This window comes from Streptomyces sp. NPDC006208 (assembly GCF_040613775.1).
Taxonomy (GTDB): Bacteria; Actinomycetota; Actinomycetes; order Streptomycetales; family Streptomycetaceae; genus Streptomyces.
The window spans coordinates 1-22,349 of record NZ_JBEXSW010000061.1; the positions used below are offsets into that span (position 1 = coordinate 1).

At 68.6% G+C, this 22,349-nt stretch carries 15 protein-coding genes and 2 pseudogenes; 8 read left to right on the plus strand and 9 right to left on the minus strand.

The genetic code is table 11. The features are described from left to right. The 3 genes from ABZ208_RS34390 to ABZ208_RS34400 all read right to left on the minus strand — a co-directional run. Window positions 1-1,784, minus strand: a 1,784-nt coding sequence (locus ABZ208_RS34390) for a type I polyketide synthase (RefSeq protein ID WP_356913366.1), incomplete at its 3' end; no start/stop codon positions are given. A gap of 74 nt (window positions 1,785-1,858) precedes the next feature. Further along, entirely contained in the window at window positions 1,859-4,090 is a 2,232-nt protein-coding gene (locus ABZ208_RS34395; RefSeq protein ID WP_356913367.1) for an MMPL family transporter, read from the minus strand. 175 nt (window positions 4,091-4,265) lie between these two features. After that, window positions 4,266-4,529: a hypothetical protein gene (locus ABZ208_RS34400; protein ID WP_356913368.1), complete on the minus strand. Its 264-nt coding sequence runs from the start codon at window positions 4,527-4,529 to the stop codon at window positions 4,266-4,268. A 1,839-nt stretch (window positions 4,530-6,368) separates the two neighbouring features. Here ABZ208_RS34400 and ABZ208_RS34405 point away from each other — a divergent pair. From ABZ208_RS34405 to ABZ208_RS34430, 6 genes and pseudogenes are all read left to right on the plus strand, one after another. Continuing rightward, a complete protein-coding gene (locus ABZ208_RS34405) occupies window positions 6,369-7,784 on the plus strand; it encodes a cytochrome P450 (RefSeq protein WP_356913369.1) in 1,416 nt (471 codons plus the stop codon). After that, complete coding sequence (locus tag ABZ208_RS34410; protein WP_356913370.1) at window positions 7,781-8,359, plus strand: DUF2867 domain-containing protein; 579 nt, start codon at window positions 7,781-7,783, stop codon at window positions 8,357-8,359. The genes ABZ208_RS34405 and ABZ208_RS34410 overlap by 4 nt, the downstream gene beginning before the upstream one ends. Window positions 8,360-8,532: 173 nt before the next feature. Next, the gene (locus ABZ208_RS34415; RefSeq protein WP_356913371.1) at window positions 8,533-9,531 is read left to right on the plus strand and encodes an NAD-dependent epimerase/dehydratase family protein; all 999 of its coding nucleotides are present in this window, start codon (window positions 8,533-8,535) and stop codon (window positions 9,529-9,531) included. Window positions 9,532-9,793: 262 nt separating this feature from the next. Beyond that, window positions 9,794-10,073, plus strand: a pseudogene (locus tag ABZ208_RS34420) (methylmalonyl-CoA mutase family protein); the annotation flags it as partial. A gap of 70 nt (window positions 10,074-10,143) precedes the next feature. Continuing rightward, window positions 10,144-11,001, plus strand: coding sequence for a metallophosphoesterase (locus tag ABZ208_RS34425; protein WP_356913372.1), 858 nt, complete (start codon window positions 10,144-10,146; stop codon window positions 10,999-11,001). Further along, a complete protein-coding gene (locus ABZ208_RS34430; protein WP_356913373.1) occupies window positions 10,998-11,720 on the plus strand; it encodes a 4'-phosphopantetheinyl transferase superfamily protein in 723 nt (240 codons plus the stop codon). The genes ABZ208_RS34425 and ABZ208_RS34430 overlap by 4 nt, the downstream gene beginning before the upstream one ends. 4 nt (window positions 11,721-11,724) lie before the next feature. On the opposite strand, the gene ABZ208_RS34435 is transcribed toward ABZ208_RS34430, so the two are convergent. Together ABZ208_RS34435 and ABZ208_RS34440 are read right to left on the minus strand one after the other, a co-directional pair. Continuing rightward, on the minus strand, window positions 11,725-12,306 hold the full coding sequence (locus tag ABZ208_RS34435; protein ID WP_356913397.1) for a GNAT family N-acetyltransferase: 582 nt from the start codon (window positions 12,304-12,306) through the stop codon (window positions 11,725-11,727). Window positions 12,307-12,624: 318 nt separating this feature from the next. Next, window positions 12,625-12,963 (minus strand): annotated as a pseudogene (locus tag ABZ208_RS34440) (MerR family transcriptional regulator); the annotation flags it as partial. Window positions 12,964-13,432: 469 nt separating this feature from the next. Between ABZ208_RS34440 and ABZ208_RS34445 the strand changes: the two are divergent. Further along, on the plus strand, window positions 13,433-17,485 hold the full coding sequence (locus ABZ208_RS34445; protein WP_356913398.1) for a bifunctional nitrate reductase/sulfite reductase flavoprotein subunit alpha: 4,053 nt from the start codon (window positions 13,433-13,435) through the stop codon (window positions 17,483-17,485). A gap of 86 nt (window positions 17,486-17,571) precedes the next feature. Here ABZ208_RS34445 and ABZ208_RS34450 read toward each other — a convergent pair whose 3' ends face one another. The 3 genes from ABZ208_RS34450 to ABZ208_RS34460 all read right to left on the minus strand — a co-directional run bounded on the left by ABZ208_RS34450 (window position 17,572) and on the right by ABZ208_RS34460 (window position 20,902). Continuing rightward, window positions 17,572-19,506: an ABC transporter permease gene (locus ABZ208_RS34450; RefSeq protein WP_356913374.1), complete on the minus strand. Its 1,935-nt coding sequence runs from the start codon at window positions 19,504-19,506 to the stop codon at window positions 17,572-17,574. Between the two features lie 90 nt (window positions 19,507-19,596). Further along, window positions 19,597-20,406, minus strand: a complete 810-nt coding sequence (gene modA / locus ABZ208_RS34455) for a molybdate ABC transporter substrate-binding protein (RefSeq protein WP_356913375.1) — start codon at window positions 20,404-20,406, stop codon at window positions 19,597-19,599. Between the two features lie 100 nt (window positions 20,407-20,506). Beyond that, the gene (locus tag ABZ208_RS34460; RefSeq protein ID WP_356913376.1) at window positions 20,507-20,902 is read right to left on the minus strand and encodes a helix-turn-helix transcriptional regulator; all 396 of its coding nucleotides are present in this window, start codon (window positions 20,900-20,902) and stop codon (window positions 20,507-20,509) included. A gap of 280 nt (window positions 20,903-21,182) precedes the next feature. On the opposite strand from ABZ208_RS34460, the gene ABZ208_RS34465 reads away from it, so the two are divergent. Beyond that, the gene (locus tag ABZ208_RS34465; protein ID WP_356913377.1) at window positions 21,183-21,602 is read left to right on the plus strand and encodes a TOBE domain-containing protein; all 420 of its coding nucleotides are present in this window, start codon (window positions 21,183-21,185) and stop codon (window positions 21,600-21,602) included. Between the two features lie 164 nt (window positions 21,603-21,766). Here ABZ208_RS34465 and ABZ208_RS34470 read toward each other — a convergent pair whose 3' ends face one another. After that, entirely contained in the window at window positions 21,767-22,162 is a 396-nt protein-coding gene (locus ABZ208_RS34470; RefSeq protein ID WP_356913378.1) for a helix-turn-helix transcriptional regulator, read from the minus strand. Window positions 22,163-22,349: the final 187 nt, after the last annotated feature.

Here is a 22,349-nt window from a genome sequence, read left to right on the forward strand (position 1 = left end):
GCACACACCACGTCCAACGCAGCGGCGAACCCCGGGAACTCCTGGGCCAGTTCGGCACCCATACGAGCCCGCTGCGCACCCTGACCCGTGAACAGGAACGCCGTCTTACCGCCCGCCACACGACCCTCGACCACACCAGCACCGGGCTCGTCCGCCACCAGACCGGCCAACCGGGTCAGCAGCTCATCCCGATCCGAAGCCACCACAAGCGCCCGGTACTCGTGCTGCGCACGCGACACCACCGACGAGAACGCCGTGTCCGCGAGCGACACCTCCGGCTTCGCCAGGAGATGGGCCCGCAGACGGTCCGCCTGCTCCCGCAGCGCCGCCGCAGACTTCGCGGACACCATGACCGGCACCGCACCCAGCGGCCGGGACGGCTCATCCGACTGCTCGGCCGGCTCCTGGGCCGGGGCCTCCTCCAGAATCACGTGAGCGTTCGTCCCACTGATCCCGAACGACGACACGGCCGCGCGGCGCGGGTGGTCGGTGGCGGTCCAGTCCCGGGCCTCGGTCAGCAGCTCGACCGCACCCGCCGACCAGTCGATGTGCGGCGACGGCTCGTCCACGTGCAGCGTCCGGGGCAGCACCCCGTGCCGCATCGCCATCACCATCTTGATCACACCGGCCACACCCGCGGCAGCGGACGTGTGCCCGATGTTGGACTTGATGGAGCCCAGCCACAGCGGATCGGCCGCCCGCTCACGGCCGTACGTCGCCAGCAGCGCTTGCGCCTCGATCGGGTCACCCAGCTTCGTACCCGTGCCGTGGCCCTCCACCGCGTCCACGTCCGCGGGAGTCAACCCCGCGTTTGCCAGCGCTGCCCGGATCACCCGCTCCTGCGAGGGACCGTTCGGCGCCGTCAGGCCGTTGCTCGCGCCGTCCTGGTTCACCGCGGTGCCGCGGATCACGGCCAGCACGTTGTGGCCCTTGCGCCGTGCGTCCGACAGCCGCTCGAGCACGACGAGGCCGACGCCCTCGGAGAAGCCGGTACCGTCGGCGGCCGCTGCGTACGACTTGCAGCGGCCGTCCGCCGAGAGCCCGCGCTGCCGGCTGAACTCCACGAACAGGAAGGGACCGGACAGCACGGTCGCACCGCCGACCAGGGCCATCGAGCACTCGCCGGAGCGCAGGGACTGCGCAGCCAGATGCAGTGCCACCGCCGACGAGGAGCACGCCGTGTCCACCGACACCGCCGGCCCTTCCAGGCCCAGGGCGTAGGAGATGCGGCCGGACGCCACACTCGAAGACTTGCCCGTCAGCCGGTACCCCTCCAGTTCCGGCGCCGATCCGCTGCCGTAGTCGGAGCTGGTCACACCACAGAAGACACCGGTGTCGCTACCGGACAGGGATGTCGGGTCGATCCCCGCGTTCTCCAGCGCCTCCCACACCACCGGCAGCATCAGGCGCTGCTGCGGATCCATCGCCAGGGCCTCGCGGGGACTCACACCGAAGAACTCGGCGTCGAAGTCGGCCACCGAGTCGAGGAAGCCGCCGCCCTGGTTGTAGAACTTCCCGGGCTGGTCCGGGTCCGGGTCGTAGAGCCGCTCCAGGTCCCAACCGCGGTCGGTCGGCATCTCGGAGACCGCGTCACGCCCGGACGCCACCAGCTCCCAGAGCTCCTCCGGGGAGGTGACTCCCCCCGGATAGCGGCAGCTCATTCCCACGATCGCCAGCGGCTCGCTCATCTGGTCCAGGATGCGGTGCTTGTCCTGACGCAGCCGGTCGTTCTCCTTGAGCGATTTCCGGAGCGCCTCGACGAGTTCGTTCTCATCGATGGGCATGTTTCTGGGCACCTCCAAGTCAGCGCCCCGGGGGGCGGATTGATCGTCACCCCGGGAGGGGCGGACAGAACGCCTCAGCTGTTCGTGCCGGCCATGACCGGCTTCTTCTCGTCGGTGGTGGTGGTGTCCGATTCGCTGATGCCGAACCGGTCGTGGATCCGCTTCAGCGGAGCCGGGGCCCACCAGTTGGCGTTGCCCAGCAGCCGCATGAACGCGGGTACGAGCACACCGCGGACCAACGTCGCGTCGAGCAGCACGGCCAGGGGCAGGCCGATTCCCAGTCCCTTGACGTAGCTGATGCTCGAGAACGTGAGCCCGACGAATGCCAGGGCGAGCAACAGTGCCGCGTACGTCACGACCCGGCCGGTACGTTCCAGGCCGACCGCGACCGCCTCTTCGTTCCGGCCGGTCCTGCGGTATTCCTCCGTGATGCGCGACAGAATGAAGACCGCGTAGTCGAGCGAGAGCGCGAACGCGATCGCGATCACGACGATGGGCACGAGCCAGGTGAGCGCTCCGGTGACGACGAAGTCGCCCACGAGCCACTGCAGATGGCCCTCTTGGAGGATGTACACCAGCGCGCCGAAGGTCGCCGACAGGCTCAGCGCGCTCAGCAGGATCGCCTTTATCGGCAGCAGGACGCTTCCCGTCAGCAGGAACAGCAGGATGAAGCTGCCGATCCCGAGGATGGCCAGCGCAATCGGCAACCGGTCGCCCAGCACGTCGAAGGTGTCGACCGAGACAGCCGGCGTGCCGCCGACGGTGATCTCGAACGGCGCTGAGGCGTCACGTACGGTGCGGACCAGCTGCGCGGCCTCGTCACCATAGGGGTCGACGTCGAGCACCAACGACAGGTACGTGTCGCCATCGGTGGCGAACCGCTTCGAGGTGGGATCCGGCTCCACCACCTTCCGGCCGTCGCTGTAGCCGCCGGTGAGCGCGTCCACTCTGGCGACCGCCTCGTACTGCGAGAGCCGCTTCGCGTACTGGTCGATGTCTGATGTACGAGTAGTGGGATTCCCGACCCCCGACGCCACCACCTGCAGCGTGTCCTGTTCGCGGTTGTCGAACTTGTCCCGGACGGCCGAGGCGACCTGCGCCGACTGCGCCGTGGGCGGCAGGATCTGCTCGTCGGGCAGCCGCACCTTCATGTCCAGCGCCGGAGAGGCGAGGAACGTCATGAAGGCCAGCACCGCCAGGAGAAGCGGCACCGGGCGGCGCATCACGAACATCGCGAGCTTGTGCCAGAAGCCCTCGCTGTCGGCACGGGCGGCGGTGCGCTTGCGGCCGCGACGCCCGACGACCCGGTCCGGCCCCATCCAGACCAACAGGGCGGGCACCAACAGCAGCGTGGCGGCGGCGGCGGTGAGACCGGTGAGTACGGCGCCGATCGCCAGCGAGTGGAAGACCGTGAACGGCAGCACCAGCATGGAACCGAGGGCCACGGCCAGGGTGGTCGCGGAGAAGATCACGGTACGTCCGACGGTCCGCATCGTCGTGCGGATGGCGTCCGGCACCGCGGCGCCGTCGGCGAGTTCTTCTCTGTACCGGGTGATGAAGAGCAGGCTGTAGTCGATGGCCAGGCCCAGGCCGAGGAACGTGGCGACGATGGTCACCATGTCCGCGGTCTCGACGAAGAACGTGATGACGAACAGCAGTCCCGTCACCACGAGCGTCGTGGAAATCGCGACCGCCAGCGGCAGGAGCGCGGCAAGGAAGCTGCCGAAGATCAGCACCAACAGCACGAGCACCACGGGAAGGAAGAAGGCCTCGGCCTTCAGCGAGTCGTCGGCCGCCGTCTCGAGGTTCTCCAGCCACATGAGGCCGGCACCGCCGAGTTTGACCTTGAGTCCGTGTGACGTCCCCGAGTAGGTCTTCTTCAGCTCCTTGGCACGGTCCTGCACCGCGTCGAAGTCGCCGGCGATGCGTCCGAGCACCAGCGCTTGCTTCTTGTCCTTGCCGCGCAGCGCGGAGGATTCCGTCGTCCAGTAGGAGACGACGTCGCTGACGCCCTCCTCGGCGGCGACCTGCTTGGTCAGCCGCGCACCGGCCGCGGCCACTTCAGGAGCGTCCACCCCGCGCGCATCCTCCACAAGGATCACGAGGTTCGGTGGCCCCTGCTCGAACCGGTCCTCGAGCGCCTCGGCGGCGCGCGCGGATTCGGTCGACGGGCTCTCGTAACCACCCAGGGTGAGCCGCGACGTGAGCCCTGCACCGAGAGCCGCGAAGGCGAGCGCCGCGATCAACGTGATCAGCAGGACCCGCTTGGGCCTGTTGATCGCGAGGTCGGCGATTCGGTTCAACAACTGACACTCCTCGGATCGCGGCGCGAGGAGCACTCACGCGAAACGTACGACATTCGGAACCCTGACCCTCTGTTGGTGGATGCACGGCAGCCTTCGGGCTGCCTCAGCCTCGCGAATCTCAAGTACAGAGCCCCCGGGCGCCCGACTGGATACACATCGGTTCCGAAACCGACGGTCACCTGGGCGTGGTCGCGCGCACCACATGGGCGTCCTCGGTGTTGGTCACGACGTCGGTCGCAGTGGACGTTTTCCGGACGAGCTCCACCGCGGTGGTCGCAGCATCGACTCGGAGGCCGAAGAGTCGGTATACGATGCCGTCGAGCGAGGAGAGCCACAGCATCTGTGTGGGCTGTGGCGGCAGAGCACCGGTCAACTGCCCGCCAGGGGCCAGGCGTTGCCAGCGCTCCACGAGCACGTCGCGGATCCGGCGCGCTAGCACGGCCTCAAGTGCCGCTCGAGTTACGCCTGTTGGGCTGGGGACGAGACCCCGGGTGCTTCCAGAGTCTGGGTGATCACGTGTCGCCGCCGGTCATGCATGTGGCGGCCGGGGCCGGTCGATCGCGACATTGCGGCCGACATGGCCCTTGGAGACGTCGTCGCGGAGGGTGACGTCCCGGACGAAGTGGAGCCGACCCTCGATGAGCCCCCAGCAGACGCGCGGTCACAGCGCCCCTGCGCCGCGAGCCGCGGGCGCTCTTGTCATCCACCACCACGGCGTCGGTACCGGCCGGGCCGCATCCCGACGCATCGGCCGGAACGGCGGTCGCGCCGTGCTTCGTCGTCCTCGCAGCGGCCCGACGGGCCATCGTCACACTGCCGTGACCACCACACCTATTCGGTCAGCAAAGCTCTGAAACCGCGCTGGGGCGAGCCCTCAATCGGTTTCGCGGGTTCGCCGAAGGGTACGAATTGCTCGCCGCAGCGCTCGCCTCACCCATGCGGCCCCTGTCCCCCTGAAACTGTGCGAACGCTGGACCCCCGTCTCCCCAATGAACGTGATATTCGAGGGTTCAACCACCTGCACACACCAACTCCTACATCAGCGGAGAGATCAGTGAATGCGAGTGACGGCCACACGGAAGAAGCCTCTGATGAAGCAGTGCTCCGCAGGCTTGCGGATGCTATTGGGCCGTGCCCCGAGAGGGTGACGGAGAGCGTGAAGGCTTTATTTCAAGTTTTAAGCACTCAGCGAAAAGTGGATGGGCGCTCCATCGCGAAGGACCGCGGCCCTGTCTCCTTGAGTTGATCAATGGGCGCACCGGATATTTCGGAGCGTTGGGCCTGACGCCGGTCGAGCCCGCTCCAGATGCTTCGGACGGCGCCCCCTGGCAGAGCCGACCAGGTCCCGCGCGACACCCTGCGCGACACTGACTTCGTCGTACGGCTTCGGCTCTCCCGGCTTCCGCCAGGGCGGACCTTCACGAGCCGATGTACAAGCGCATCGTTCAGCCGTTCCCGTTCCCCGCATCCCCGAGGCTTGCGGCCGAGCGTCTCGAGTCGGCAGGAGCTGCCGACGTCCCTGGGCTGCCGCGAGCGACGACTGTGGGCGGAGGAGCCGACCGCAAGGAAATGACGGTCGGAGTTCCTGTGGCGGAGTGTCCGTGGTCTCGTCGACCGGGCATTGGTGCTGGATGTGACGGCTGAGCAGACAGCCGGTGCAATACCGAACTCTCCTCTTCGACCGGCTCGTCGGTGCGATTGCCCAGCCGGCCGACTTCGAGGCTGTCCCCGTGGGGCCACTGGCCGATCGGGCCGGGTATGCACTCTGGGCTGCCCCTCTGGGGCCTCGTGGAGGCGTTCCAGGGACGTGACCCGCAGCTGCGGGGCCCTGCTGAGCAGTACGGACGGGCCACTGCCGATGGCTTCATGCACCGGCCGGCACTGCGCCGATCCCTGAACCCCACCGGCGCGGCGAGACGCAGACGACTGCACCGGGAGATCGGCTGCTCACTTGTCCACGTCTCCGCCGGCTCCCTTGGTGAATTGCATCCAAGTGACCTGTATCCACAGCGGTGTTCGCGGGCTCTTCATGGTGTCCGGTCATCTCAGCCTCGACAGCACGAGAGTAGTTGAAACGCGACCATGCCGCGCGTCCGGGAGGGGGGAGCAGGTTTGGCCGGCGAGAAGAACGGCGGCGCCGGTGTGGCCTGCCCCGGCCACCCGGGGCGAGGAGAAGGACGAGTCGCCCACTCCGGTTTGCTCGACCCACTGGACGACCCGGCGCGTTACCCCCATCTGATGTCCGATCACCAGTGATCCACGAAATCCAGGGACGGAAATGAGCACTCTCGACACGACTCCCGCCGGCCGCTGCCCGATAGATCATTCTGCCAGGCGTCCTCCGATCACGATCCGAGCTGCTGATCTCCCGGCACCGAGCGCGCCGGGAGCCTTGCAGACATACCTTTTCACGAAGTACCAGACGGATTGGCTCGAGAAGGTCCGGGACAAGCTCGGCCACCGGTTCAAGCTGCAGCTCAGGCCCGGTCCCGACATGTATGTCATTTCCGACCCGGTGGATGTCAGGGAAATGTTCCACGCGTCTCCCGACGTCCTGCACACCAGCAACGGCAACGATGTCTCCCGGAAGTTCTTCGGCAGGACCGGCCTCGCCTTCCTCGATGGGGACGAGCACAAGGTCAGGCGGAAGGAACTGCTGCCGAGCTTCAAGGGCACGGCGTATCAGCGAATCAAGGCCGCGATCGAGGAAATGGCCGAGCGTGACATCCCCAACTGGCCGCAGAACAAGGTGATGCCGCTGCGGCCGATCATCCACCGGTTCACCGTCGAGGTGATCCGCGAGGTCGTCTTCGGCAAGGTCGTTCCTTCGCGCTGGAACGAAATGATCGAAGAGATCATGGGTGTGGTGGAGCTCAACAACCACATGACGGCGGCCTTCCCGCTGGAGCAGATGTCGCGCTTTTCGAACTGGGTGATCAAGTCGATCCCGAGCACCGGCCTGGCCCCCTTCCTGAAGCACCGGCGCCGCGCGGACGAACTGCTCTTCGAGGCCTTCAACGAGCGTCGGGCGATCGGCCAGCTCGGCGACGACCTGTTGTCGATGATGCTCAGCATCGAAGTCGACGGCCGCAAGCTGACCGATGTGGAACTGCGCGACGAAATCATGACGTTGTTCCTCGCGGGTACGGAGACGACCGTGTCGTCCGTCGCATGGGCGCTCGAGTACCTGAGCCGGTTCCCCGTCGAACTCGAGCGCTTGCGGGACGAGATCGACGCAGGCGAGACCGATGACTACCTCGAGGCGGTCTGCTACGAGGTGCTGCGCCTCCGCCCGCCGCTGCCGCTGCTCATGCCTCGTGAGGTGATGGCCCCGATCCAGATCGGCGGCGTGTACTACGAGCCCGGCGACATCGTGTGGGCGAGTGCCCATCTGCTGAGCACTGATCCGCACAATTTCGAGGAACCCAAGGCGTTTCGCCCCGAGCGGTATCTCAATGTCAAGCTGGATCTGAGCGCCTGGGCCCCGTTCGGAGGCAACATCACCCGTTGCCCCGGCGACAAGATCGCGATCGACGAGATGAAGAGCGTGCTGCGCGTTGTCCTCACTCACTTTGATCTGCACCGGCCCGACAAGACGCCGGAGCGGGTGCACCACCGGGGAATCCTCATCAAGCCTGAGCACGGTGCTCGCATGGCACTCCGAGCCCGCACTCGGAAGGCTGTCGCTGTATGAGGATTCCGAATGACATGTATACCGCCAGGCCCTGGCGTATCCATGAGTTCACACAAGACTTCACACTCGAGGACGTGTGGGCACTGCCGACGCCGGGCGGGCCGGACGATCTGCCGCGACTGGTGAAGCAGTTCACTTCGGACGACGACTCCGAGATGTCCGCTGCCGTGCTTCGCGTCCTGTTCGCGATTCGCTGGAAGCTCGGTGCGCTGTTCCGCCTGGACCGATCCGAAGACGGCGTCGGCAAACGAGTGGCGTCGCTGCGTGACCGGTTGCCGGACGATCTGCGCGACGGGCCACGCGGACCCGACTTCGCGGTGGTGCCTCTCCGTTCCGTCTACCAGGCCGAGACGGAGTGGGCGGCCGAAATGGCCAACAAGACCGTGCACGTGGTGATGCACATCGGTTGGGTACCGGACGGGTCCGGTGGCTATCGCGGCGAGATGGCCGCGCTGGTACGACCCAATGGATGGTTCGGGAAAGCCTATATGGCCGGAATCACGCCATTCCGGCGCACATTGGTGGTTCCCTCTCTCGTTCGCGGGATCGGCCGCAACTGGTCGAAGTACTCCTGAATGCCACCCGGATTCGACAGCTCGGCGACAGGCAGACGTCGCCGAGTTCGTAGAGATGCTCCGGACCGCCGCCAACAGCCCGTCTTCGATGCGGCGCACACCAACGAGCAGGTGGACTCCGTGGTCTTCACCAGCCGCCGAGTCCATATGTGCTTCCGAAAGAAGGACAAGACATGCGCAACCTGGTGACCGGGGCCAGCGGATTCCTGGGAAGCCATCTCGTGGAGGGTCTTCTCGCCGCCGGCGAGAACGTGACGGCCCTGGTACGCAGGTCCAGCGACCGCAGCCACCTCGACCTCCTAGGGGTCGACGTCGTGGAGGCCGACCTCCTGGACCGCAGTTCGCTCATGCGCTGCGTCGAGGGTTTCGACCGCGTATTCCACTGTGCCGCACTGGTCAAGGACTGGGGCACCTGGGACGAGTTCCGAGCCGCCAACGTGACCAGCCTGCAGAATGTGCTGGAGGCCAGTAGTGCGGCGGGCGTGGGCCTGTTCGTGCACGTCAGCTCGACAGACGTCTACGGCCACCCCGATCGCCCCGTCGACGAGAGCGCGCCGTTGCGTCGGCGTGGATTCCTCTACGGCGACACCAAGATCGAGGCCGAGGAACTGCTGTGGCAGTTCGTCGACAAGCACGATCTGCCCACCGTCGTGGTGCGGCCGGCCAGCCTGTACGGACCGCGTTCGCGCACCTTCGTGGATGACGCGCTGGAGCTGCTGCGCCAAGGTGTCCCCATGCTCCCGGCAGACCGTTCGGCGGGGCTCACCGAGGTCACGAACGCCGTGGACGCGATTCTGCTCGTCGCGTCCGACGCGCGGAGCGTGGGCCGGGCATTCAACATCACCGATGATTCAACGGTCAGCTGGCAGACCTACTTCGAGCGCCTGGCCGAGATCGCGGGCCTGCCGCAGCCGCGCTTCGTCCGGATTCCCCGCCGTGTCGCGTACGCCGCCGCATGGGGGATCGAGGCCACCTATCGCGGGCTCCGTCTTCGATCGAGTCCGCCGCTGACCAGGCTGGCGGTGGACATACTGACGACAGAGCAGGGCTTCTCCAGCGAAAGACTCCGATCCGAGTTCGGGTACCGCCCGCGGATCGACTTCGACGAGGGAATGCGCCGGCTGGGCGAAGAGCTGCGAGGACGACGGACCCCGACCGGCACCGGGGGATAGCGGCGCGGCGGGACACCACTCCGACAGTGCCGCGACCGGTTCCGTACGGCTCCGCCGGGCGTTCGCTCCGGTGGCGGCCCAGCCGGGGCCGGAGGTCGAACAGTCGCTCCACGATTCCGGCGAGGCATGCCGGAATCGTGGAGCCGATGAGCAACCGGAAGCCGGTGAACCCCTACTGAGCCGCCGCACGGTGCGTGGTCGACCACGTCATCGCAGCACATCGAGACCGTCATGGGGAGGAACTGTCATCGGCGCACAGCATGTGGCGCGCGAGTCCGAGTCCGGACTGCCCATTGAGCCGGTCCATGGACCGGACGCGCTCGCGGAGTGGGAGCCGGCCGACAAGCTGGGTGGGCCCGGCCACCTGCCCCTTCGCGCGGGGTGTCCACCCGTCGATGCACACCGGGCGGCCGTGGACGGTGCGCCAGTACGCCGGTCTCGGCACGTCCGTCGAGTCCAACGCCCGGAACAAGCAGCTGATCGCGAAAGGTACGACAGGTCCGTCGGCGTCCTTCGACCTGCCGACCCAGATGGGCCACGACGGCGCCACCCCTGCTCGCAGGGCTGCCGACCCGCCCGACTCGCAACACGCAGAGGACCAGTGAAGGACGTATGAGCCGGGGAAACCTGCTGGCCATCAGCGACCTCCATGTCAATCACGCGGAGAACCGCAAGATCGTGGAGGATCTACGACCGATAACCGATGAGGACTGGCTGATCGTCGCGGGCGACGTGGGTGAGTTCTCCCACGACATCGCCTGGGCGCTCACTGCCTTGAGCGACAGGTTCGCCCGGGTCATCTGGGCCCCTGGCAATCACGAACTGTGGACACCCCCCGATGACCCCCTGCAACTGCGCGGGCGGCAACGGTACGAGCACCTCGTGGAACTGTGCAGAGGCCTCGGCATCCTCACTCCCGAGGACCCGTACGCCCTGTGGGACGGGCCGGGCGGGCCGGTCACGGTGGCGCCGCTGTTCGTTCTCTACGACTACACCTTCCGGGCTCCGGGCACCGACACCAAGGAAGAGTCCCTGGCCGTTGCCCACAGCCGGGGTGTCGTCTGCACCGACGAGTACTTCCTGCACCCCGACCCCTACCCCAGCCGAGAGGCCTGGTGCGATGCGAGAGTCGTGGAGAGCGAGCAACGTCTGTCGGCATGTGACCCGGCGTTGCCGACCGTGCTCGTCAACCACTATCCACTCGTCCGCGACCCCACCCATGTTCTGAGATACCCCGAATTCGCGCAGTGGTGCGGCACCGTGCGCACCGCGGAATGGCACCGCCGCTTCCGGGCGCACACCGTCGTCTACGGGCATCTGCACATCCCGCGCACGACCTGGCACGACGGGGTGAGGTTCGAGGAAGTCTCCGTCGGCTACCCACGTGAATGGCGTCGTCCCGGCCACCCCGCCGTAGGGCTTCGCCGCATTCTGCCGCAAGAGTCCGCGTCCGGAGGACGGCACCTATGATCGAACTCATCCTCCCGAGCCATGTCGCCGCCTCGGAGGCCTTCCGCGACCCGCTGGGAGCAGTCCTCTTCCCGTCGGAGCGCCGACTCATCGAGAAGGCGGTGGATTCGCGGAAACGCGAGTTCACCACTGCCCGACTGTGCGCCCGCAAGGCCCTCGGCATGCTCGGCCTGCCGCCCCGGCCCATCCTTCCCAATGACCACGGAGCCCCTCAGTGGCCCGAGGGAGTCGTCGGCAGCATCACCCACTGCGCCGGGTACCGCGCAGCGGCGCTCGCCCGCACCACCGATGTGATGCTGCTGGGCATCGACGCCGAGCCGAACCTGCCGCTGCCGAAGGGAATCCTGGAGTCCATCGCGCTGCCCGAAGAACAGCGCAGGGTACGCAGAATGAGGCGTGTCGCGCCCGAAGTCCACTGGGACCGCCTGCTGTTCGGCATGAAGGAATGCGTCTACAAGAGCTGGTACCCGTACACGGGACAGCGCCTGGAGTTCGAAGACGCCGACATCTCCTTCGACGCCGGCGTCGCCACGTTCACCGCGCAGCTCCGTCTGCCGCACGACCCCCCACGCAGGCCATCGACCGACCGCCTCGAAGGCCGGTGGCTGGCCCACAAGGGTCTGCTGATCACCGCCATCTCCCTCGCGACAACGAGCCCGTGCAAGGCTGGCGATGGCGTGTCGAGTGCGGCGGCTCCGCCCGGGGTTCACATTCGCTGATCGGTCACGACGCCCGGGCCGTGCGTCCCGCGGCGGTCGTCGCACCGGATCTCGGTGCCGTCGGTGATCCCCGTTCACCCGCTCGCGCCGAGATCGGTCGAGGACCTCGGCGAGTGTCCGTGCAGTCCGGAAGCGATGGTGCGGCCGCGGCTCGCGAGCGGCGGCCGCACCTCACCGATGGCACGGCCTGGAGATCGAAGACGAGGACGGGTAAGTGGTCCAGCTCCAGGCGGTGGAAGCCGATCTCGTCCAGGGCCCAGGCAGTGAGCACCCTGAGAGCACCGCAGGCCACGCCGGCGCCGCGGGCGGCCGGGAGCACCCAGTACGCGACGTTGGCGATGCCGTCGTCGAAGTCCAGGCCGCGCAGGGCGATCCGGCCGAGCACCTCGCCGCCGCCGCGGGTGACCGCCCAGTGTCCGCCCTTCTCTCGTTGCCAGTCCTGGCGATAGGCGTCGAACCATTCCCGGACCTGGGTCCCGGTCAAGGGGCGGCGCGTGTGCCAGCGGCAGATCTCGTCATAGACCGACAGGGGTCGGCGGCCGACCTCGACCTGAGTAGCGGCGGCCCGGTTCAGCAGGGCCTGCAGCGGGCTGGCCTCCTGGCCCGCAGATCGCTCGTGACGAGGCTGGAGAGGCACTTCTCCGGTCGTGGTCCGGCGTCCCTTCCCGGTGGGCAGACCGTCCCAGTGCGTGTCGGCGACGACACGGGCCCCGCGGCCGACGGCTCGGGGATGGGAGGCCAGCAACGGCTGCCACCGGCGGCGGCCAGGGTGGAATGCAGCATCACCTGGGACTTCGTCGCCCGGATCTCGACCAGCAGTGCCGAGCAGCAGACCTCACCGCGTCAACAACTGTCCCATTTCATCCGTACGAAGCTGGGGACGTTCGTGTGTACGCCGACGGCCGGAGCCACGTCGGGCCACCGCTGCCAGTACCGCGCGTCGCACACGCAGGGTGCGGATCTGCACCTCCAGCGCTTCGGCGTGCGCTGCGGCGAGCCGAGGGAGCGAGATCTCCCGGTCCACGACCTTCCGGATCGTGGGGAGGTCGAGGCCCAGGTCGCGCAGGGTACGCACGAGGTCCAGGCGTGCGACGGCGTCGATGCCGTAGCGGCGGTAGCCGGCCGGGCTGCGCTCGGTCGGCGGCACGATCCCGGAATCGGAGTGGAACCGGATGGCCTTGACCGTCAGGCCGGTCCGACGGGCCAGATCACCGATCGAGTAGCGCGCTTCGCCGTCGTTCATGCCCCCACCCTCGTGTCTCCTTCCTACGGGAGACTCGAGCAGGTCTGCTGAGCTTGAGTGTCACGGTCCGGCACGGAGATGTGATCTTCGGGAACGCCGCCCTTGCCCGCCTCGTGCCCCGCTTGCTCACTGTGTTCCGCCGAGGGGACGGGTGACGTGTCCCCAGCCGATCTGCCCGCCCGCAATCGGTGCGGGCGCGGCCCTGCTGCTTCCAGTGCGGTGGAGATCGCAAACGGGCCCCGTCCCGAACGCACGGCATATGCGCGCAGTGTGCTGCGGCTCCACCTGGCAGATCCGAATCCTGCTGCTCCTCACAGTGGCGGTCGGGCGGGTGTGTGACGAGCGTTACTGCCCATGATCGGCCGAGGTCACATCTCCGTAATGGGCGTTTCGTACTGTCGAGGACACGTTCGATCAACAGAGAGGCCATCCGGTGCCCCCACAGGACTCGTCGACGGCCGCCTCGCAGGTGCGGACGGTCTGCTCGTACTGCGGTGTGGGCTGCGGCATGGTCCTCGAGATCGCCTCCGGCCCCGACGGCCGTCGCAAGGTCCTCAAGGCATCGGGCGACAAGGCCCACCCCGCCAACTTCGGCAGGCTCTGCACCAAGGGTGCGACGACGGCCGACATGCTCGCCGCCCCAGGCCGGATGACCACCGCACTGATGCGCGCCGAGCGAGGGGCCGAGCCGGTGCCTGCCGGTGTGGACGAGGTGATCACGCGGACGGCCGGGCGGCTGCGGGCGATCATCGACGAGCACGGCCCGGACGCTGTTGCGTTCTACGTTTCCGGGCAGATGAGCCTGGAGGCCCAGTACCTGGCCAACAAGCTGGCCAAGGGCTTTGTCCGCACCAATCAGATCGAGTCCAACTCCCGTCTGTGCATGGCGAGTGCGGGCACCGGCTACAAACTCTCCCTCGGCGCCGACGGTCCGCCCGGTTCCTACCAGGACTTCGAGCACGCGGATGTCTTCTTCGTCATCGGCTCCAACATGGCGGACTGCCACCCGATCTTGTTCCTGCGGCTGATGGAAAGGGTGAAGGCGGGGGCCAAGCTGATCGTCGTCGACCCGCGACGCAGCGCCACCGCCGACAAGGCCGACCTCTTCCTGCAGATCAAGCCGGGGGCCGACCTGGCTCTGCTCAACGGCCTGCTGCACCTGCTGGTGGAGAACGGCGACACGGACGCCGGCTTCATCGCGGAGCGCACCGAGGGCTGGGAGGCGATGCCGGAGTTCCTTGCGGACTACCCGCCCGCCACGGTCGCCGAGATCACCGGCATCCCGGAGGCGGACATCCGCCGGGCGGCGCAGCTGATCGGCGCGGCGGGGGAGTGGATGAGCTGCTGGACCATGGGGCTCAACCAGTCCACCCACGGCACCTGGAACACCAATGCCCTGATCAATCTGCACCTGGCCACCGGCGCGATATGCCGCCCTGGCAGCGGTCCGTTCTCCCTCACCGGTCAGCCCAACGCCATGGGCGGCCGCGAGATGGGCTACATGGGCCCCGGACTGCCCGGTCAGCGGTCGGTGCTGGTGGACGAGGACCGCGCCTTCGTGGAGGCGTTGTGGGATCTTGAGCCCGGCACGGTGCGCAGGGACGGATCGGGCAAGGGCACCGTCGAGATGTTCCAGCGGATGGCGGGCGGAGAGATCAAAGCCTGCTGGATCATCTGCACCAATCCGGTCGCTTCGGTCGCCAACCGTAAGACGGTCATCGAGGGTCTCGAAGCAGCCGAACTCGTCATCACGCAGGACGTGTTCGCCGACACCGAGACCAACGCCTACGCCGACGTCATGCTGCCGGGCGCCCTGTGGACCGAGACCGAGGGCGTACTGATCAACAGCGAACGCAACCTCACCCTCGCCCAGCCGGCTGTGGACCCGCCGGGGGAGGCGCTCGCGGACTGGCGGATCATCGCGCGTATCGCCTGCGAGATGGGATACGCCGATGCCTTCTCCTACACCGGCGCCGAGGAGATCTTCGAGGAGATCAAGCGCGCCGCGAACCCGAAGACCGGCTACGACCTGCGGGGCGTGACGTACGAGCGGCTGCGGGCCACGCCCGTCCAGTGGCCCGCCGCGACTGCCGATGGCCCGGACCGCAACCCGATCCGCTATCTGGGCGAGGACGGCAACGGCCCGGTGTTCCCGACGGCAAGTGGACGGGCCGTCTTCTTCGCCCGCCCGCACATCCCGGCCGCGGAGATGCCCGACGACGACTACCCGTTCGTCCTCAACACCGGGCGGCTCCAGCACCAGTGGCACACCCTCACCAAGACCGGCAAGGTCGCCAGGCTCAACAAGCTCGACCCGGCGCCGTTCGTCGAACTGCATCCGCAGGACGCTGAAAGGCTGGGGATCGGGGAGGGCGATTCGGTCGAGATCGCATCCCGGCGCGGCCGGGCCGTGCTGCCGGCCGTTCTGACGGACCGGGTGCGGCAGGGCTGCTGCTTCGCACCGTTCCACTGGAACGACCTGTTCGGGGAGTACCTGAGTATCAACGCGGTGACCAGCGACGCCGTCGACCCGGTCTCCTTCCAGCCCGAGTTCAAATTGTGCGCGGTGACGCTGGCCAAGGTGGCCACTCCGGTAGTCGTGGCTCAGGCGCCCGTTGCCGCACGCGGCGAGGTGCCGGCGGCGATGGTGCCGACCGCCGTCCGGCCCGGCGCGGCCTCGGTCCTCGGGCTGGAGAGCACGCCACCGCCCGTACTCGCCGAGCATGAGCGCCAGTACCTGGTCGGCTTCCTGGCCGGACTGGGATCAGGCGCGCCTGGCGTTCCCGTGCTGCCGGCCGGTGCGCCGTTCCGCGAGGAGCACGCGCGGTGGGTGAACGGTGTGCTCGCCGGCATGTACTCGCGTGCCCCGCAGAGCACAGAGGAAGCGACGACGCAGGCCACTGCCCAGGGCCGTGAAGTGGTCGTCCTGTGGGCCTCGCAGACGGGCAATGCCGAGGAGTTCGCCGCGGCCGCCGCCGACCGGATCACCGCGACCGGCCACCGTGCCGAGCTCGTCGGTATGGACGACACCGACCCGCGCGCCCTCCCTCCCGCTGCCGACCTCCTGTTGATCACCAGCACGTTCGGTGACGGCGACGCACCCGACAACGGATCCGGGTTCTGGGACGCCCTGACGGCTGCGGACATCCCGCGCATGGACGGCAGGCGGTACGCGGTCCTGGCCTTCGGGGACTCCTCGTACGACGACTTCTGCGGCCATGGACGTCGCCTGGACCAGCGTCTGGACGAGCTGGGGGCCGTACGCCTGGCCCCGCGCACCGACTGCGAACCGGACTACGAGCTCCCCGCCCGCGCATGGCTCGACCAGGTCCTCAGCAACCTCACCGCACAACCGACGACCGGCTCGGCCCCCGCACCGGCTGTCGCCCCTGTCCGCAGTGCCCAGCCGGCCCCCGCCGCCGCCCGGCTCACCGGCAACCGGCTCCTCAGCCTCCCCGGCGCGGGCAAAGAGGTCCGGCGGTTCACTTTCGACACCAGCGACAGTGAGACTCCGCTTGCCTACGAGGTCGGCGACGCCCTCGGTGTGCATCCCGTCAACTGCCCCGATCTCGTGACCGAATGGCTGGCCGTCACCGGTCTCGACCCGGCCGCCGCCGTCGACGTCGCCGGCGTCGGCGAGATACCCCTCACCGACGCCCTGCACCGGCACCTGGACATCACCAAGCTCACCCCGGCGCTGCTGGGCTTCATCACCGAGCGCACCGGCGACCGCGACCTGAAGAAGATGCTGCGCCCCGACAACAAGGGCGAACTCGCCCGGTGGTCCTGGGGCCGTCAGGCCGTGGACGTCGTCGCCGAGCGCCCCGTCCGCGCCACCCCGAACGAGTGGGCCGGTGTCCTCAAACGCCTCCAGCCCCGCCTGTACTCGGTATCGTCCAGCCCGCTCACCGACCCCCACCAGGTGTCGCTGACGGTCTCCGTCGTCCGGTACGAGAATGTCCACGGCCGCCTGCGCAAGGGCGTGTGCTCGCCGTTCCTCGCCGATGCCGTCGACGGCGCCACGGTGCCGGTCCTCGTCCAGCGCTCCCCGCACTTCCGGCCCCCGGCCGACCCCGACACACCGATGGTGATGGTCGGCCCCGGGACCGGAGTGGCACCCTTCATCGGCTTCCTCGAGGAACGCCGAGCCCGTGGCCACCGAGCCCCCGGCTGGCTCTTCTTCGGCGAACAGCACCGCGCCACCGACTTCTACTACCAGGACGAGCTGACCGCCTTCCTCGCCGATGGCACCCTCACCCGCCTCGACACCGCCTTCTCCCGCGACCAGCGCGCCAAGATCTACGTTCAGGACCGGATGCGCGAACACGGTCCCCTGCTCTGGTCGTGGCTCCAGGACGGCGCACACTTCTACGTCTGCGGCGATGCCGCGCGGATGGCCAAGGACGTCGACCAGGCGCTGCGCGACATCGCAGTCGCACACGGCGGTCTCGACGAGGACGGAGCGGTTCTCTACGTCAAGCAGCTGGCCGCCGACAAGCGGTACGTCCGCGACGTCTATTGAGGTGCGTGGGGGAACCGGCGTGGGTTCTGGTTCCCGCCAGGGCGCCCTGGTCATCATCCGCCCGGTTCGCCCGCGGCGGCATCGGCTCAGAGGGCCACGACGGTTGCTTCGGTCGCTTTGATGCTGGTCCAGACGGGAGTTCCGTCGGCGAGGCCGAGTTCGGCGGCGGCCTGCGGGGTGATCTCGGCGACGAGGTCAGGCGCGTGCTCCGACGTGATCAGGACACGTAGCCGGCTCCCGCTGGTGGTGATCTCCCGTACGGCGCCGGGCCACACATTGCGAGGGCTGCCGCTGGGCCTGTCGCGGTGAACGGCGACGGCTTCCGGAGCGATGATCGCGAGGGCGTCGGAGCCGACCGGGAGAGGGTCCGCGACGACGAGCGTGCCGCCGCCGGTGAGCTGGATGCCCTCGGCGGTGGCGGTGCCGGGCCAGGCGTTGCGGCCGAGCATGCGGGCGACCCAGGGGGACCGCGGGTGGCGGGTCACCTCGGTGGGCGGGGCGTCCTGAATGGCGCGTCCGTCGTCGAGTACGAGGACCCGGTCGGCGAGCGCGACGGCTTCGACGGGGTCGTGAGTGACGATCAGGCAGACGCCGCCGAAGCCGTCGAGATGACGGCGGAGGGTGTGCCGGACGTGGGCTCGGGTGGTCTGATCGAGGGCGGCGAGCGGTTCGTCGAGGAGGAGGAGCCGGGGGCGGGCGGCCAGTGCCCGGGCGAGCGCAACACGCTGGGCCTGTCCGCCGGAGAGCTGAGCCGGTCTGCGATGGGCGAGACGGCCGACGCCGAGCCGGTCGAGCCATTCCTGGGCGCTGCGGCGGGCTTCGGCGCGGGGGACGCCGTGGGCGTGCAGTCCGTACGCGGTGTTGGCGAGGGCGCTCATGTGCGGGAAGAGGGCACCGTCCTGCGGGACCCAGGCCACGCCCCTGCGGTGCGGGGGAAGGCCGGTGACATCGTGATCGCCGAGCCGGAGTTCGGCGTGGGCGCGTGGGGTGAGGCCGAGCAGTGCGCGCAACAGGGTGGTCTTCCCGGCCCCGTTGGGGCCGACGACGGCGATGGTGGTGCCGGGTTCGGCGTCCAGGGTGAGCCGGTTGAAGCCGGTGACCTCGGCGTGCAGGGACCAGAGCTCTTGCGGTGCCGAGTGCTGGGTGGCGTCGGGCTCGGGAAGGGGTGCCGATGCCGCCTCGTCCACCGGAGGCCCGGGTACGTGCGCGCGGGCGGCGGGCGTGCCGGCCCAGCGGCCGCGCAGCGCGACGAGCACCAGCATCGCGATGGCGAGCAGCAGCAGAGAGACCGACGTCGCGGCCTCCGGCTCGTCCTGGAGCAGCAGATACACCTGCAGCGGCAGCGTCTGGGTGGTGCCCGGGAGATTGCCCGCGAAGGTGATGGTGGCGCCGAACTCGCCCAGCGCCCGCGCCCAGGTCAGGGCTGCTCCCGCGATGAGGCCGGGGGCGACCATCGGCATCGTGACGGTGAAGAACACCCGCACCGGTGAGGCCCCGAGGGAGGCGGCAGTCTCCTCGTAGCGGGGACGGAGCCCGCCCAGCGCGCCTTCGAGGCTGATGACGAGGAACGGCATGGCGACGAAGGTCGCAGCGAGGACCGCGCCCGAGGTGTGGAACGGCAGGGTGATGCCGAAGGTGTTCTCCAGCCAGGGCCCGAGCAGCCCGCGGCGGCCGAACGCGAGGAGCAGCGCGACACCGCCGACGGTCGGTGGCAGCACCATGGGCAGCAGAACGAGGGAGCGCACGAACGCCTTGCCGGGGAACGGGACGCGGGCCAGCAGCCACGCCAGCGGTACGCCCAGGACCAGGGACAGAGCGAGGGCCCAGAACGAGACCAGCAGCGAGAGCTTCAGCGCCTCGGTCGTTCCCGGGCTGGTCAGATGGCTGCCGAGTTCCGGCCACTGGGTCCGTACGAGGATCCCGACGAGGGGGAGGAGCAGGAAGGCGACGGCCAGCAGTGCGGGGATCGCCAGGGCGACCGGGGTGCGGGGGCCCGGTGTGCGACTGCGGATTCGTTTCATCGGGGATACCTGGGGCTCGGGGAGACGGATGAGTGAAGGGGGCTGTCAGTTCCCCCGGAACGGACAGCCCCCTCACGGCAATCGCCCGAACTACGGCTTCTGGAAGCCCGCGTCCTGGAGGATCTTCTGTGCCTCGGGCGTGGACAGCCACGCGACGAACGCGGCGGCGGCCTCGGCGTTCTTGGACTGCTTCAGCGTGGCGGCCGGATATGCGGCGACGGCGTTCTGCGCGTCGGGGATCTCGACGGCGTCGACCTTGTCAGGGGCCGTTGCGGCGTCCGTCTTGTAGACGAGACCCGCGTCGGCCTCGCCGAGCTCGACCTTGCTGAGCACGGCCCGGACGTTCGGCTCCTGCGAGACCGGCTTCACCGTGATCTTCTGGGCGTCGAGGATCTTCTTGCTGTACTTGCCGGCCGGCACTTCGGGGGCGGCGAGGACGACCTTCAGCTTCGTGTCCGCGAGGTCCTTGAGCGCGTCGACCCTGTGCGGGTTGCCCTCGACGGTCGCGATGACGAGGCGGTTCCTTGCGATGACGGTCGGGGTGCCGGTGTCCGTCTTCACGCCGTCCATGCTTTTGGTGTCGGCGGTGACCAGGGCGTCGGCCGGAGCCCCCTGCTTCACCTGGGCGACCAGCTCCTGCGACCCGGCGAAGGAGAACGTGATCTTCGTCCCCGGGTTCTTCTTCTCGTACGCGGCGCCGGCGGTCTTGAACACATCGGTCAGTGAAGAGGCTGCCAGCACAGTCAAGTTGGCCTTGGGAGTGCCTGTGGCGGACCCGGTGGCCTTCGCGCTGCCGGTGTCCTTCTCGGAGCCGTCGTTGCCGCATGCCGTGAGCGGAACGAGGAGTGCAGCGGCCAGTACCGCAGCGGCGGCGCGGTGTCTGGTGAAAGTGAGGGACATGAGAGTGGAACTCCCTGGGGGACATGGTCGGCCGGTGCCGTCCGAGCGGATGGTGATGAGCCGCGCCGGTGACGGCGACGCCACTTGGTTGCGCGAGGGGTCAGGTGCGATCGATGTGCACGCTGGTCGACTTCACGCGGGCGGTGGCCTGCATGCCGACCTCCAGACCCAGTTCCTCGACGGCCTCCCGGGTCAGGAGTGAGACGAGCCGGTGCGGACCTGCCTGGATCTCGACCTGCGCGGCGACGTCGCCGAGCTTCACGGCGGTGACGATGCCGGGGAAGGCGTTGCGGGCCGAGGTGTAGGAGGAGTCGTCCTCGCCATTGCCGCTCTGGGCGACCTCGATGGAGAAGGCGGCCAGATCGCGGCCGTCGATGAGACGGCGGCCGCTGTCGTCGCGATGGGTCGCGACCCGGCCGGCGTCCGCCCAGCGGCGCGCGGTGTCGGGACTGACGCCGAGCAGACGTGCCGCCTGTCCGATGGTGTAGGACTGCATGTGCGACACGGTATGGCGTTTCTCCTCACATTTGCAATTGATCAGTCGATTCTCCATGGCAGGTGCTACGGCGATTGGAGGAACGGGCAATTGCGCCGCGGAGGGCACCCTGTCTTGCGATCGGATGAAGCGCAGGTCTCCTCATCGTTTGCCGGGCCGGACACAGGGACGGCCCGGTGCTTGCGATGCGTCGCCGAACGGTTGCGAAGGGTGTGGGTAGAGTGCAGAAGGCGCTGCAGGATATAACCGACATTCCGTCCAGCAATCGAGGCGTTTCTTCATGGGCCTGAGTATGCGTAACCAGTTCCCCGGCACCGTCACATCGGTCACCTCCGGCGAGGCCATGGCGACCGTCAAGGTGCGCCTCGACGGGGGGCAGGAGATCACGGCCGCCGTCACCGCCGAGGCCGTCAAGGAGCTGGGACTCGCCGAGGGGTCCGCCGTACGCGCCCTCGTCAAGGCCACCGAAGTGGCTCTGGCCACTGGCCCCGTCGCAGGGCTGAGCATCCGCAATCAGATCCCCGGAACGGTGAGCGACGTGGCGGAGGGCGGCGCGATGGCGAGCGTCAAGGTCGACGTCGAGGGCGGCGGCCTCACCGCGGTGATCACCAAGGACGCCGTCGCCGACCTCGGTCTCGCCTCGGGATCCTCGGTCGTCGCGCTGATCAAGTCCACCGAGATCTCGCTCGCCGACGTCTGACCCCGCGGCGGGACCCCTCCGTCGCGATCATGAGACAACTCCGTGCGCGCCTTGAGTGGGGCCTCTGGCTCAGGCCGAGGCGGTCAAGGCCACGGCAACTGCCTGCCCCGGACGCCCTCGTGACGCGTGTCGGCGAGACGCAGGTCCGCCGGCTCGTGCGGAGTTCACGGAAGGTCGATGTGGACGTTGGTCGACTTGATCCGCGCCGTGACGGTGACTCCGACATCGATGCCGAGTTCCTCGACGGACTCTCGTGTGACCAGCGAGACCAGCCGGTGAGGACCGGACTGGATCTCCACCTGGGCGGCCACATCGTCGACGCGTACGGCGGTCACGATCCCGGCGAACGAGTTGCGTACGGAGGTGGCCACGCCCTCCGGTACCGGATGCATGCCCGCGGCCCGCTCCTGCGCGAACGTCGCCAGGCCCACCCCGTCGATCACGCGGTTCCCCGAGCCGTCCCGGTCCATACGCAGCCGACCGCCGTCCGCCCACCGGCGAACGGTCTCCGAACTCACACCCAGCAGCTCTGCTGCCTGCCCAATGCTGTACGACGGCACACCCGCACTCTAGGCCAGTGACCGGCAGCGGCCGCTGAGGCGGCCTGACCGCCAACCGGCCGGTGACGGACGCGATCGACCGCAGGCGCACCGACGCCGCCCGGCGGGCCTGTCCCCGCTGTTCCGGACCCACGTGAACCCCTGCCGCCGGTCCGAGCTGGACATGGCCTCCCACCCCACCGTCCCG

Excerpts from the sequence above, each read along its gene's own strand:
- ABZ208_RS34405 (WP_356913369.1), top strand. The coding sequence starts at position 6,369 with ATGAGCACTCTCGACACGACTCCCGCCGGCCGCTGCCCGATAGATCAT.
- ABZ208_RS34410 (WP_356913370.1), top strand. The coding sequence starts at position 7,781 with ATGAGGATTCCGAATGACATGTATACCGCCAGGCCCTGGCGTATCCAT.
- ABZ208_RS34415 (WP_356913371.1), top strand. The coding sequence starts at position 8,533 with ATGCGCAACCTGGTGACCGGGGCCAGCGGATTCCTGGGAAGCCATCTC.
- ABZ208_RS34425 (WP_356913372.1), top strand. The coding sequence starts at position 10,144 with ATGAGCCGGGGAAACCTGCTGGCCATCAGCGACCTCCATGTCAATCAC.
- ABZ208_RS34430 (WP_356913373.1), top strand. The coding sequence starts at position 10,998 with ATGATCGAACTCATCCTCCCGAGCCATGTCGCCGCCTCGGAGGCCTTC.
- ABZ208_RS34450 (WP_356913374.1), bottom strand. The coding sequence starts at position 19,506 with ATGAAACGAATCCGCAGTCGCACACCGGGCCCCCGCACCCCGGTCGCC.
- modA (WP_356913375.1), bottom strand. The coding sequence starts at position 20,406 with ATGTCCCTCACTTTCACCAGACACCGCGCCGCCGCTGCGGTACTGGCC.
- ABZ208_RS34460 (WP_356913376.1), bottom strand. The coding sequence starts at position 20,902 with ATGCAGTCCTACACCATCGGACAGGCGGCACGTCTGCTCGGCGTCAGT.
- ABZ208_RS34465 (WP_356913377.1), top strand. The coding sequence starts at position 21,183 with ATGGGCCTGAGTATGCGTAACCAGTTCCCCGGCACCGTCACATCGGTC.